Source organism: Pseudomonas cavernae (genome assembly GCF_003595175.1).
GTDB lineage: Bacteria > Pseudomonadota > Gammaproteobacteria > Pseudomonadales > Pseudomonadaceae > Aquipseudomonas > Aquipseudomonas cavernae.
Genome location: NZ_CP032419.1, coordinates 3,692,748 through 3,704,641, shown reverse-complemented (window position 1 = coordinate 3,704,641; position 11,894 = coordinate 3,692,748). Strand labels below are relative to the sequence as shown.

11 protein-coding genes are annotated in these 11,894 nt (G+C 64.5%); 5 read left to right on the top strand and 6 right to left on the bottom strand.

Going from position 1 to position 11,894, the window contains the following annotated elements; translation table 11 throughout:
- Window positions 1-12: 12 nt before the first annotated feature.
- From D3880_RS16910 to D3880_RS16900, 3 genes are read left to right on the top strand one after another with little or no spacing between them, the layout of a single operon-like run.
- Window positions 13-1,362, top strand: coding sequence for a TolC family outer membrane protein (locus D3880_RS16910; protein ID WP_119894593.1), 1,350 nt, complete (start codon window positions 13-15; stop codon window positions 1,360-1,362).
- Window positions 1,363-1,390: 28 nt separating this feature from the next.
- The gene (locus D3880_RS16905) at window positions 1,391-3,547 is read left to right on the top strand and encodes a type I secretion system permease/ATPase (protein ID WP_119894592.1); all 2,157 of its coding nucleotides are present in this window, start codon (window positions 1,391-1,393) and stop codon (window positions 3,545-3,547) included.
- On the top strand, window positions 3,537-4,910 hold the full coding sequence (locus D3880_RS16900) for an HlyD family type I secretion periplasmic adaptor subunit (protein ID WP_119894591.1): 1,374 nt from the start codon (window positions 3,537-3,539) through the stop codon (window positions 4,908-4,910). The genes D3880_RS16905 and D3880_RS16900 overlap by 11 nt, the downstream gene beginning before the upstream one ends.
- On the opposite strand, the gene mmsB is transcribed toward D3880_RS16900, so the two are convergent.
- The 4 genes from mmsB to D3880_RS16880 all read right to left on the bottom strand — a co-directional run bounded on the left by mmsB (window position 4,907) and on the right by D3880_RS16880 (window position 8,667).
- Window positions 4,907-5,818, bottom strand: coding sequence for a 3-hydroxyisobutyrate dehydrogenase (mmsB, locus tag D3880_RS16895; RefSeq protein WP_119894590.1), 912 nt, complete (start codon window positions 5,816-5,818; stop codon window positions 4,907-4,909). The two genes, D3880_RS16900 and mmsB, sit on opposite strands and share 4 nt — an antisense overlap.
- A 44-nt stretch (window positions 5,819-5,862) precedes the next feature.
- Window positions 5,863-6,966 (bottom strand): enoyl-CoA hydratase/isomerase family protein, encoded by a 1,104-nt coding sequence (locus tag D3880_RS16890; RefSeq protein ID WP_119894589.1) that lies wholly within the window; start codon window positions 6,964-6,966, stop codon window positions 5,863-5,865.
- An 85-nt stretch (window positions 6,967-7,051) separates the two neighbouring features.
- On the bottom strand, window positions 7,052-7,870 hold the full coding sequence (locus tag D3880_RS16885) for an enoyl-CoA hydratase (protein ID WP_119894588.1): 819 nt from the start codon (window positions 7,868-7,870) through the stop codon (window positions 7,052-7,054).
- A gap of 383 nt (window positions 7,871-8,253) precedes the next feature.
- Entirely contained in the window at window positions 8,254-8,667 is a 414-nt protein-coding gene (locus D3880_RS16880) for a PaaI family thioesterase (RefSeq protein WP_119894587.1), read from the bottom strand.
- Window positions 8,668-9,020: 353 nt separating this feature from the next.
- Between D3880_RS16880 and D3880_RS16875 the strand changes: the two genes are divergently transcribed.
- Both D3880_RS16875 and ung read left to right on the top strand, forming a co-directional pair.
- Window positions 9,021-9,623: a hypothetical protein gene (locus D3880_RS16875; RefSeq protein ID WP_177412179.1), complete on the top strand. Its 603-nt coding sequence runs from the start codon at window positions 9,021-9,023 to the stop codon at window positions 9,621-9,623.
- 99 nt (window positions 9,624-9,722) lie between these two features.
- Window positions 9,723-10,418, top strand: coding sequence for a uracil-DNA glycosylase (gene ung / locus D3880_RS16870; protein ID WP_119894586.1), 696 nt, complete (start codon window positions 9,723-9,725; stop codon window positions 10,416-10,418).
- Here the strand turns inward: ung and D3880_RS16865 are convergent.
- A complete protein-coding gene (locus tag D3880_RS16865) occupies window positions 10,409-11,257 on the bottom strand; it encodes a DUF6279 family lipoprotein (protein WP_119894585.1) in 849 nt (282 codons plus the stop codon). The genes ung and D3880_RS16865 overlap by 10 nt on opposite strands.
- 117 nt (window positions 11,258-11,374) lie before the next feature.
- Window positions 11,375-11,743 carry a VOC family protein gene (locus D3880_RS16860; protein ID WP_119894584.1) on the bottom strand — a complete coding sequence of 123 codons (369 nt, stop codon included), beginning with the start codon at window positions 11,741-11,743 and terminating at the stop codon, window positions 11,375-11,377.
- Between the last annotated feature and the right edge of the window lie 151 nt (window positions 11,744-11,894).

The window sequence follows — 11,894 nt, the reverse complement described above, 5'->3', positions numbered from 1 at the left end:
GGATGCGAAACCATGTTCGTGCGTTTCTTTGCAGTTCTGCCCCTCGCTCTGGCGATCAGCCTCCCGGTTCATTCGCAGACTCTGGGCGAAGCCATGCAACAGGCGCTCGATGTGCATCCGGAGGTCCAGGCCGGGGTGAACAGTCGGCTGTCGGCCGATTACCAACTCAAGGCTGCTAAAGGTGGTTATCTGCCGAATGTCGATCTGTTGGGCGGGATCGGCCGCGAAGGTGCCGATAACCCCACGACCCGTGGCGCTGACAACCATTGGCAGACGCTGACCCGCGGTGAGTCGAGCTTGCGCTTGCAGCAGATGGTGTTTGACGGTTTTGCCACCTCCAGCGAGGTCGGCCGTCAGGAGGCGATAGTCAACTCGCGTGCCTATTCGCTGCTCGGCACTTCCGAACGTACCGGGCTGGATGTCGCCCAGGTGTATCTGGACGTATTGCGTCGCGAGGAAATGGTGCGCTTGGCCAGTGCCAACCTGCGCAACCATGAACGGATCTTCGATCAGATCAGCTTGCGCAGTGAGCGTGGGGTGGGCAGCACGGCGGACCGCGATCAGGCTGAGGCGCGTCTGGCGCAGGCGCGCAACAACCTGATTACCGAACAGACCAACCTGGCCGATGCACGCACCAACTATCTGAGTGTCGTGGGCGTCGAGGCGCAGGAGCTTAATGAGCCGTCGGGTCTGCTTGGCCAGTTGCCGGAAGACCTGGGTCGGGCACGCCAGGTGCTGCTGGATAACAGCCCGGTATTGCGCTCCGCCGAGGCAGACGTGGTGGCGACCGAAAAGCAATACGAGGCGGCGAAGTCGTTCTTTTATCCGCGCTTCGATGCCGAGCTGTCGCGCAATGCGGATAACAACCTGGGTGGTGAGGAAGGCCATAACAACGATTGGCAGGCCATGCTGCGCATGCGCTACAACCTCTTCGCCGGCGGTAGCAACAAGGCCGATTTGGAATCCAAGTCCTATCAGATCAACGAAGCGCTGGATATCCGCAACAACGCCCTGCGCGTGCTCAATGAAGAGCTCGGGCTGGCCTGGAATGCCTGGCAGAATGCGCGCGAGCAACTTCCGATCGCCCGCCAGTACGTCGATTACAACACCCGAGTCCGCGAGGCGTATCAGAAGCAGTTCAGCCTGGGCGACCGCACTTTGCTGGATCTGCTGGATAGCGAAAATGAGCTGTTCACCTCTCAGCGTCGTTTGGCGGATGTCAGCTATAGCGAGCTGTTCAGCCAGTACCGGATCAAGGCGACCATGGGTGAACTGCTCAAGAGTCAGGGCGTAGTTGCGCCGATGGCGGCTGTTGCGCATTCCGAAGTGAAAACCCAGGTGAATCTGCCGGGCTTGAATTAAGCGTTAACTCCTACAAGGGTGCTCAGGCGTGGAATCAGAAGTCAGTCGGGTTCAGCTCAGTCAGGATCCACGCAGTCGGCACGACGATCCACTGTTGGATAGCCTGTTGACGCTTTGTGCCCTGCATCAGAAACCCGCCAGCCGGGCCATGCTGAGCACGGGGCTGCCGCTTCCGGCCCAGCGCTTGAGCGCTGAATTGCTGCCGCGTGCGGCGGCCCGAGCGGGTTTGCAGGGGCGCTTGTTGCAGCGCCGCCTGGAGCAGATTCCGGCAATTGCATTGCCGGCGCTGCTGCTGTTGCAGGAGGGGCGTTGTGCCGTGCTGGTTGGCTGGGAGGCCGATGGCAGGGCGCGACTGTTGCTCAGCGAAAGTGATGGCGGCGAGGTGCTGGTCGAGGCTCGACTGCTGGCTGAGGACTATAGTGGCCAGGTGTTTTTCGCGCAGCCGCAGCATAAGTTCGATATCAACCACGGCGCGCTGATTCCGCGGACCCGCTCGTGGTTCCGCGACACCCTCAAGCGTTCGCGCTGGCTATATACCGACGCCATTGCTGCCAGTCTGCTGATCAATATCATCGCCCTGGCGGCGCCGTTGTTCGTCATGAATGTCTACGACCGCGTGGTGCCCAATCAGGCGGCGGCGACCCTGTGGGTCTTGGCGATCGGAATTTCCGGCGCTTATCTGTTCGATTTGCTGCTGAAAACCATGCGTGGTCTATGCCTGGACCTGGCCGGCAAGAAGACCGACCTGATCATCTCCGCGACGCTGTTCGAGCGCATCGTCGGCATGGCCATGAAATTCCGCCCGGCCAGGGTCGGCAGCTTTGCGCAGAACATCCATGAGTTTCAGAGCCTGCGGGATTTCCTCGCCTCGCTGACGCTGACCAGTCTGATCGATCTGCCCTTTACCCTGTTGGTGTTGCTGGTGATCGCCTTGCTCGGCGGTCATCTCGTATGGATTCCGATGCTGGCCTTTCCGCTGGCGCTGACGATTGGCTGGGTGTTGCAGAAGCCTCTGGTCGCCACCATGGATCGCACCATGGCGCTGGCGGCCGAGCGCCAGTCGAGCCTGATCGAAACGCTGGCCGGGCTCGATGCGGTCAAGGTCAACAATGCCGAGAGCGAGCGCCAGTACCAGTGGGAGCAGACCATCGGCACCCTTGGCCGGCTCGAACTGCGCGTGCGTATGCTCTCCAGTCTGGCGCTCAATATCACGCAATTGATCCAGCAACTGGCTGGCGTGGTGATGATCATCTGCGGCGTCTACTTGATCATCGACGGCCAACTCAGCATGGGCGGACTGATCGCCTGCTACATGCTCAGCGGCCGCGCGCTCAGCCCGTTAAGTCAGCTATCCGGCCTGCTCACGCGCTACCAGCAGGCGCGCCTGACCATGATTTCGGTGGACCAGATGATGGCGTTGCCGCAAGAGCGCCACGAGGAGGAGCGGCCGTTGACCAGGCAGGTTCTGCAAGGGGCCATCGAGTGTCGGCAGTTGGACTTCCAATACCCCAATCAGCAGACCCCGGCGCTCCAGGGGGTCACTTTGGCCATTCGCCCCGGCGAAAAGGTCGGCATCATCGGGCGTAGCGGTTCGGGCAAGAGCTCGCTAGCCAAGTTGCTGGTAGGGCTGTATCAGGCGGATGCCGGTAGTCTGCTGGTGGATGGCATGGATGTGCGCCAGATCGACATCAGCGAGTTGCGCCACAACATCGGCTATGTCCCGCAGGATATCCAGTTGCTGAGCGGCACGCTGCGCGACAACCTGGTGTCCGGCGCGCGCTATGTCGAGGACGAGCTGGTGCAGCAGGCAGCCGAACTGGCGGGAGTGCACGATTTCGTGCGCCTGCATCCGCAGGGCTATGAGCAGCAGGTGGGCGAACGCGGTCAGAACCTCTCCGGTGGACAACGGCAGAACATCGCTCTGGCCCGCGCGCTGTTGCTGAATCCGCCGATCCTCCTGCTCGACGAACCTACCAGTGCCATGGATAACACCGGTGAGGAGCGTTTGAAGCAGCGTCTGCATAATGTGATTGCTGACAAGACCCTGATTCTGGTGACGCACCGGGCGTCGATGCTATCGCTGGTCGACCGGCTGGTGATTATCGATAGAGGGCAGATTATTGCCGACGGGCCGAAAGCGGCGGTCATGGAAGCATTGAAGAAGGGGCAGATCAGTGTTGCTTAAGTCCTCGATGCACGTGTTCCGGCAAACCCTGCGCGGCTACTTCCAAGGTGGCGAGGCGCTCAGTGGGCCACCGTTGCCGGAAGTCAGCAAGGCGCTGGTGGAGGATGCGCCGCGCCTGGTGCGCCTGACTATCTGGGCGCTAATCGGCTTCTTTGCGTTCCTGCTGCTGTGGGCGCATTTCGCGGTCATCGACGAAGTGACCCGCGGCGATGGTAAGGCTATTCCTTCATCCAAACTGCAGAAAATCCAGAACCTCGAGGGCGGCATCGTCGCCGAGTTGTTTGTCCGCGAAGGGCAGGTCGTCGAAGTGGGTGCCCCCCTGTTGCGCTTGGATGACACGCGCTTTGCCTCGAATGTCGGTGAAACCGAGGCGGATCGTCTGTCTCTGCTGTTGCGTGTCGAGCGCCTGAGCGCCGAAGTCGAGAATCGCCCGTTGCAGGTGCCCGAGGATGTGCGCAGTCGAGCCCCAGGTCTGGCGGCCAGCGAGCAGTCACTGTACGAGAGTCGACGCCAGCAGTTGCACGACGAGGTTGCCGGCTTACAAGAGCAGTTGGTGCAGCGTCAGCAGGAACTGCGCGAGTTCGCTTCCAAGCAGGCGCAGTACCGCAACAGCCTGAACCTGCTGCAGCAAGAAATTCGCATGTCCGAGCCGCTGGTGGCGCAAGGCGCGATCTCTCAGGTCGAGGTGCTGCGCTTGAAGCGGGCCGAGGTGGAAAATCGCGGCCAGCTGGAGGCTACCAGTCTGGCGATCCCACGGGCCGGGTCGGCAATCAAGGAGGTCGAGCGCAAGATTGACGAGACCCGTGGGCGTTTTCGCAGCGAGGCGCTGACCCAGCTGAACGAAGTGCGTACCGAGCTGAGCAAGACTGAGGCGACCGGCAAGGCGCTGGAGGATCGGGTCAGCCGGACGCTGGTCACCTCGCCGGTGCGCGGCATCGTCAAGCAATTGTTGGTCAACACCATTGGTGGCGTGATTCAGCCGGGCAGCGATCTGGTGGAGATCGTGCCGCTGGACGACACCCTGCTGGTCGAGGCACGCATCCGCCCGCAGGACATTGCCTTCCTGCATCCGGGCCAGGAAGCGATGGTGAAGTTCACCGCCTATGACTACACCATCTACGGCGGGCTGAAAGCCAAGCTCGAACAGATCGGCGCCGACACCGTCACCGACGAAGAAGGCAACAGCTTCTACCTGATCAAGCTGCGCACCGACAAGAGCCACCTGGGTACGCCCGAGCATCCGCTGCTGATCATACCGGGCATGGTCGCCTCGGTGGACATCATCACCGGCAAGAAGAGCATCCTCAGCTACCTGCTCAAGCCGATCATCCGCGCGCGGGCCGAGGCGTTGCGCGAGCGCTAAGCCGTATCGTCCGTGCTATGGCGCGGCCCGCCAAACAACTGCTGGATCACGGAGAAGTCCCGCTGGCCGTGGCCCTGACGCAGCAGCAGGCGATACAGCTGCAGCGCCAGGGCGCCCATCGGCGTGCTGTTGCCGCTGGCTTGTGCGGTTTCCTGGGCCAGGCCGAGGTCCTTGGCCATCAGTTCGGCCATGAAGCCGCCATCATAGTCGTGCGAGGCCGGCGCAGTTTCCATCACCCCGGGCCAGGGGTTGTAGCGCTCCAGCACCCAGTTGCCGCCCGAGCTCTGGCGCATGATCTCGGCCAGGGTCTTGGCGTCCAGGCCGTTAGCCACGCCGAGGGCCATGGCTTCGGCGGTGCCGATCATCTGCACCGCCAGCACCAGGTTGTTGCACACCTTGGCCAGCTGCCCGGCGCCCGCCGAGCCGGCGTGGAAGATGTTCTTGCCCATGGCCTGGAAAATCGGTCGCGCCTGGTCCAATGCCTGGGCCTCGCCGCCGACCATGAAGGTCAGGGTGGCGGCCGCGGCGCCCGCAGTGCCGCCGGATACTGGCGCGTCGAGCAGTTCGATGCCCAGTTTGACGGCGGCCTGGTGCACCTTCTTCGCCGATTCCGGGGCGATGGTCGAGCATTCCAGCACCAGGCTGCCGGGGGTGATGTAGGCGAGCAGGCCGTCGTCGCCCAGATACAAGCCTTCCACATGGCGGCTGGCGGGCAGCATGCTGATCACCACGCTGGCCTGGTGCACGGCGTCGTGGGCGTCATTGGCGGCGCGGGCGCCCTCGGCGACCAACTGCTGCACGGCGGTTTGCAGCAGGTCGTAGACGCTCAGCTCGAAACCGGCCTTGAGCAGATTGCGGGCCATCGGCAGGCCCATGTGGCCGAGGCCGATAAAGGCGATTTTGGTCATGGTCGTCCTCCTGTGCTAGCGCTGCCCTCTGGGTGAGGGTAGACCTACAAGTCCGCGAGTGGGTGGCTGCCGTTCCAGGTCGACTGGAAGTGCGCCTCGATCACCGCCGGCGGAATCGCCGCCACATCCGCCCAGTGCCAGCGTGGCGCGTTGTCCTTATCGAGCAGCCGCGCGCGCACGCCTTCGGGGAACTCCGGGTGGCGGCAGCAGTTCAGGCTCATGCTGTATTCCTGCTGGAACACCTGGGCCAGCGACAGGTGCCGCGCACGCTGCAGTTGCTCCCAGACCAGGTGGGCGCTGAGCGGGCAGCCGGCGGCCAGGGTCTTGGCTGCGCGCGCCAGCAGCGGGTCGTGGTCGCCGTGCAGGGCGGTGATGGCCCGCCAGGCGCTGGGCAGGTCGGCGACATCCAGCAAGTGGTCGAGATAGTCGCGGCGCGGCAGGAGCTGCGCGTCGGGCAGCTCCACCTCGGCCTCATGGGCCAGGGCCTGCAGCAGGCTGTTGAGCTGCAGCGCCGACTGCTCCTGCCAGTTCAGCTGTTGCAGACCCTTGAGCAAGTCGGGCTGCTGATCGTCGGCGAGGAAGCGGTCGGCCAGGCCAAGGTCGAGGGCGTCGCGGGCGTTGATCTGGGTGGCGGTGAGGCCGAGGAACAGACCGAGCTTGCCCGGCAGACGGCTGAGGAACCAGCTGCCGCCGACATCCGGATACAGGCCGATGCTGATTTCCGGCATCGCCAGGCGGCTGCTGGGCGTGACGATGCGGATGCTGGCACCCTGCATCAGGCCCATGCCACCGCCCAGCACGTGGCCATGAGCCCAGCAGAGCAGCGGTTTCGGGTAGGTGTGGATGAGGTGATCGAGGCGGTATTCATCGGCGAAGAAGCGCGTGGCCAGCGGTGGCACTTCGCCGGGATGGGCGCGGCAGGCCTGCACCAGCTGGACCACGTCGCCGCCGGCGCAGAAGGCCTTCGGCCCCTCGCCACGCAACAGCACGCAAACGATCTCAGGGTCGGCGGCCCAGCTGCGCAGCTGGGCGTCGAGCGCCTCGATCATCGGCAGCGACAGGGCGTTCAGGCTGGGCTCGGCATCCAGGCTGGCGATGCCGATACGGGCGCCATGCTGGCCCGAAAGTTCTTCAAAAATCACATTCATTGTGGTGCTCGTCAGGCGTTAAGGGGGGATGCCGTTTGCCCCCACCCACCACGGAGATGGTGGATGAAAAAGGTGCCATCCAGGCTTATTTATTGCGCCACTGAGCGTCGCGCTTCTCGAGGAAGGCATTGACGCCTTCGCGGGTGTCGTCGGCGTCGAACAGATCGACGAAGCACTCGCGCTCCTCCGCCAGCCAGCTGTTGGGCCCGCGCTCGCGGGCACCCTGGATTAGCGGCTTGATGGTACGCACCGCCACCGGGCTCTGGCGCGCTACTTTGGCGGCGAGCAGCAGGGCATGGCCGCGCGCCTCGCCATTGTCGACCACTTGTTCGACCAGGCCGATGCGCAGCGCAGTGTCGGCATCCACCCGCTCGCCGCAGAGGATCATCCGTTTGGCCCAGCCTTCGCCGATCAGCCAGGGCAGCGCCTGGGTGCCGCCGGCGCAGGGTAGTAGGCCGACGGTGGCTTCCGGCAGGGCCAGCTGCGCCTGCCGTTCGGCGATGCGGATGTCGCAGGCCAGCGCGCATTCGAGGCCGCCGCCCATGGCGTAACCATTGATCGCGGCAATCGACACGCCGCGGAAATCACGCAGCGCCTCGAAGGCTTCGCCGAAGCGGCGGGCCATTTCGCGGGCGCGGGCCTTGTCGCCGTCGGCGAACAGCTTGAGGTCGGCGCCGGCGCTGAAGAATTTGCTGCCCTGGCCGGTGATCACCAGGGCGTAGATGTCGTCGTCGCGGTTGAGGTGCTGGATCAGCAGCTTGAGGCCGATCAGCGAGTCGCGGTCCCAGGTGTTGGCCGGCGGATGGTTGATGGTCAGCAGGGCGGTGTGGCCGTGCTTTTCCACCGTCAGCTTGTGGGTCAGGTCGAACAGACCGGGCTGGTAGGTCTCTACGGCGTTGCTCATGGACGGCTCCTCGTCGTAGCTCAGGTGCGTGCGCTGTTACAGGGCAACAGCCTACCTTAGGTTTACAACAGTTGGACGCGGATGTCCTTGCCGTGGCGGATAATCGGCTGTGCCGCGTTGGCCGGTTAGAACCTGTCTCGGATCTTGCGAGCTAGAGTCAAACAAGGCGCAACGTAGCGAAGCGGAGTAACAGCCGCAGGCTGGCCCGCAGGGTGAGCGTAGCGAACCAAACAGCTGAGGACGCGGAGTTTGCGAGTTGTAAATGAGCATGACTCGCTTCGCTCGCCCCTTCGGGGCCGCACTAAAGTGCGTTAGCCGCAAGCGGCTTCCGAAGCCGTTTTTAACGCCGTTTGGCCGACGCGCAGCAGATCCGAGACAGGTTCTTAGACCCGGGCGATGGTCGCCAGCCCGGTGGCGACGATCTTTTCCTCGCCGTCGCGCACGGCGAACACATCGGCGCGGGTCACTACCTGGCGCTGGCCGGCCTTGATCACCTCGCTGCGGCAGATCAGCTTGTCGCCGATGGCCGGGGCCAGCAGGTTGACCTTGTACTCCGAGGTCACCACATCGCCGACCAGCGAGGCGGCGGCCCAGGCACAGGCGCTGTCGATCATGAAGCCGACCACCGCGCCATGCACGTAGCCGTGGTGCTGGGTCAGCTCGCGGCGCGGCAGCACTTCCATGCTGATCCGTCCGGGGGCGAAGTCGATCAGCTGGAAGCCGATCAGCTGGGCGAAAGGGGAATGCTCCAGGGCCTGTTCCAGATATTCACGGCTGATCGGGCGGGGACTGTCCATGGCAAGGCCTCTGCAACTTGGTGAGCGGAGCTTGCAGTCTTGGCCGCACTGGACGGGCGGGCAAGCAGCATCCACAGGGGTGATGGACGCGCATCAGGCGCTGCCATGCCCCATTACGACCTGCCCCCCATGTGTGGCGCTAAGGTGGCGACTCCTTGAGCATGGGGCTAGTGCGGAGGGGTTCGGCGCGACTGGGCCTGCGCGTTGGCGTGCCCGGACATGCATCGGTGGCGGCACGGCGATAATCTGCTGAAAACCATCACAGGAGGCAGCATGCCAACCCCTATCGTGTGCGCCGTGCCGGTGTTCTTCGCCGTGCGGCCGCCCCGCCGGCAGCCGCTGCGCCTTCAGTCATGAGCCTGTTCCTGCATGTGGGCGCGGAAATGCTGCTGTTCACCGCCTGCGCCGTGGCCCTGTACTGCAGTCTGCGTGCCGGACATGGCTGGCGGGCGGCCGGCTTCGCCCTCATGGGCGTGGCGGCCTTGCTGGGGGCGATCGAATACGCAGGTGTCGACGACGCCAGCTCCGCGCACGCGGCCGTGGCCCAGCTCTCTGCGCGGCTGAGTTTGTTGCTCATCGCCATCGGGCCGCTGGCTGGCCTTGGGCGCCACCTGCTGGTCGTCGGCCTAGCCGCCGTGCTGCTCGTGGTTCCGGAACCCGTGGCTTTGGCGAGCAATGCCCTGGCATTGTTGGCGATCGCCTACCGCGGCCGTTCGGCCCACTGGGCGCTGGCGATCAGCGGTGCGTTGCTGTTTTTGGGGGCGGGGTTGGTGGTGGGCACCCAGGGTAGCTGGCTCGCCATCCCGCGGGTCGACATCTTCCACCTGAGCCTGGCCGTGGCGGTATCGGCCTGGATCGGCGCGCGGCTGTCCGGCTCGGGTGCGGAGCTTGGCCATTCAGAGGGGCGCCTTGAGGCGGCGCGGCAGGCGAAGACAGCTGAATCGTCCCGGGTTTAGTCGGGACTCGCAAAGTATCCGGGCCGCCCGCACTTGCCTTGACTTGCCGGTGGGGCTTCCTTAGCGTGCCGTTTCCGTTTTTTGCAGTAGGAACCAGGCATGAGCGCCGACGAACGCATCAAGCTCGAAGCGGGCTGGAAAGAAGCCCTGCGCGAGGAATTCGACAAGCCCTACATGCACGAGCTGCGGGCGTTCCTGCTGAACGAGAGGCAGGCCGGCAAAACAGTCTTCCCGCCGGGGCCGCTGATCTTCAATGCGCTGAATTCGACGCCGCTGGGCCAGGTCAAGGTGGTCATCATCGGCCAGGACCCCTATCACGGCCCGGGTCAGGCGCATGGCCTGTGCTTCTCGGTGCAGCCCGGCGTGCCGGTGCCGCCGTCCTTGCAGAACATCTACAAGGAGCTCAAGCGCGACCTGAATATCGACCCGCCTACGCATGGCTGCCTGCAGCACTGGGCCGAGCAGGGCGTGTTGCTGCTCAACACCTCGTTGACCGTCGAGCAGGCGTGCGCGGGCTCGCATGCCAAAGCCGGCTGGCAGTTTTTCACCGACCGGGTGATCGAGGTGGTCAGCAGCCACCAGCCGCGCCTGGTCTTCCTGCTCTGGGGTGCCCATGCGCAGAGCAAGGAGCGCCTGATCGACCCGACCAAGCACCTGATTCTGCGCTCGCCGCATCCGTCGCCGCTGTCCGCGCACCGCGGCTTTATTGGCAACGGCCACTTCGGCCGGACCAATAAGTTCCTCGCCCAATACGGCTTGCAGCCGATCGACTGGCGTCTGCCCGCTCAGCCCTGACAGTCCAGCTCTGCGAGGTTCTCGCGTAGTTCGTCCAGGCGTGAGAGCAGGTGCTCGCGCTGCTGGGCGCTGGCGCCGTTGAGCAGGTCGGCGAGCAGCTCGGCGAAGGCCTGTTGGCCGGTGCGGAAGGCCTGGCGATAGGTGGGACTCCACAGGCTTTTGCGCTGCTGCAGCAGGCGAGTCAAGCGCGGCTGGAAGTCGGCGCTGTGGCGCACCTCGAGGGTGGCTAGCAGCTCCTGCTGCCAGTGTTGGCGATTATCCAGCCACAGACGGTCATACCCGTGCATCTGCTTGGCCCAGCCCTGCACCCGCGCCTGTTGTGCCGGGTTCAGGCGCCCGAGCCAGGGTCGCAGACGCTTCTCCATGCGTTCGGCACGTGTGGCGATCTGTTTGTCTGGCGGTAGCGCCAGGTATTCCTCGGCGAGCTTCTCCTGCTCTTCGGTGAGACGGCTGCGCAATGCCGCGATCTGGCGCGGGCTGAGCCCGCGCAGCAATTCAGTCGCGACGGGGGCGGTGTGCGCGGCGATGGTCTGCTGGGCGCTGTTGATTGCGGCGAACTGCGCCTCGATCTGCGCAGCCTGCAAGGGTTGCTGGGCGAGCAGGCGCTGCAGTTCGGCCTGCCAGGCCACATAGCTGGGTAGCTGACTACGGCAATGCCATTGCAGCTCTGCTTGCAGGCGCGGCTGTAGCCAGCTCTTTTGCACGCTGTCGAGGTTGAGGTAATCGTCGATCCACCAGAGCATCAGGCGGTCGAGATTTTGGTAGACCAGATCCAAGCGACTGCAGGCCGCCAGCAGCAGAGTCAGCAACAGGGTGAACGCGGAACGGGGAAGGGGCATGACGGTTCCGGTGACACTCGACCTGCTCATCAGCATAGCCGAGGGCAGTCCGGCGCTGGCGCCCCCTGGTCATGGCGCCAGCGGTCGCCGGGGCGCCCGCTGGCGAAGGTGCGGGCGTCAGCCCATCTTGCAGAAGGCCAGCTTGTTGCCGTCCGGATCGCGGACATAGGCGCCATAGAAGGTCGGCATGCGCGCGCCCGGTGCGCCTTCGTCGCTTGCGCCGAGGGCCAGGGCCTTGGCGTACAGCGCGTCGACCTGCTCGCGGCTGGCCGTCGGCAGGGCGACCATGGTGCCGTTACCGGTGCTGGCCGGCTGGCCGTCGTAGGGCAGACACACGCCGAACATCGGCTGGCCCGGGGCCACGCCGAACAGGGCGAGACGGCCCATGTCCACCACCAGCTTGGCGCCGAGCGGGGCGAGCAGTTCGCCGTAGAAGGCCTTGGCTTTGTCCATGTCCTGCGTGCCGAGGGTCACATAAGCAATCATTGCAGTGCTCCAGTCCTGTGGGGGAGGTCGCCGGGCGAGTGCCCGAATTCGGTTGAGCTTGGGCTAAGCCCGCTGTGCTGTCGAGCGCGGTCTGCGCTGTTGATGATGGCACTGCGGTTGGCGTTATCGATGTTGGTCCGGGCAAAACAAG